Raw genomic sequence first — 639 nt, forward strand, 5'->3', positions numbered from 1 at the left:
CTGCCATCTGTGCCTGCCACGACTGTTGCAGTGGTGCCGTCAGGGAAGCTCACAGTCACTGTAGAACCAGGTTCTGCTGTACCGCTCACCGGGTCAGTTGCATTGATTGGATCAAGTACAGGTGCATTTGGTGCGGTGGTATCAATGGTCACCACTGCTGTATCTGTACCCGCATTGCCTGCTGCATCTGTTGCAGTCACGGTAATGGTGTGTGGACCATCAGTTAACGCAGGCAAAGTATTGTCTGCAAGCGTCCAGGTGCCGTCACCATTGTTCACTGCCGGATAGTCAACACCATCCACATTGACAACCACTGTTGCTGTCGGATCGTTCACTGTACCAGTGAGTGCTGGTGTGCTGTCATTCGTCAACACATCATCAAGTGCAACCACAGGTGCTGTGATGTCTGCAGAGACTGTACCTGTACCTGGCAATGAGATATTGCCTGCAGGGTCAGTCGCTGTTGCAGTCACGGTATCGCCATCCACCAGGTTACCCGGGTTTGGTACTGACCAGCTGCCATCTGTGCCTGCCACGACTGTTGCAGTGGTGCCGTCAGGGAAGCTCACAGTCACTGTAGAACCAGGTTCTGCTGTACCGCTCACCGGGTCAGTTGCATTGATTGGATCAAGTACAGGT

General features: G+C 53.5%; 1 protein-coding gene. It reads right to left on the reverse strand.

All coding sequences use genetic code 11. The features are described from left to right. On the reverse strand, window positions 1-639 hold a 639-nt coding region (locus HMPREF0013_RS24230; RefSeq protein ID WP_005804966.1), incomplete at both ends, for an Ig-like domain-containing protein.

Origin of the sequence: Acinetobacter sp. SH024, assembly GCF_000163635.1 — a bacterium.
In the GTDB taxonomy this organism is placed as follows: Bacteria; Pseudomonadota; Gammaproteobacteria; order Pseudomonadales; family Moraxellaceae; genus Acinetobacter; species Acinetobacter pittii.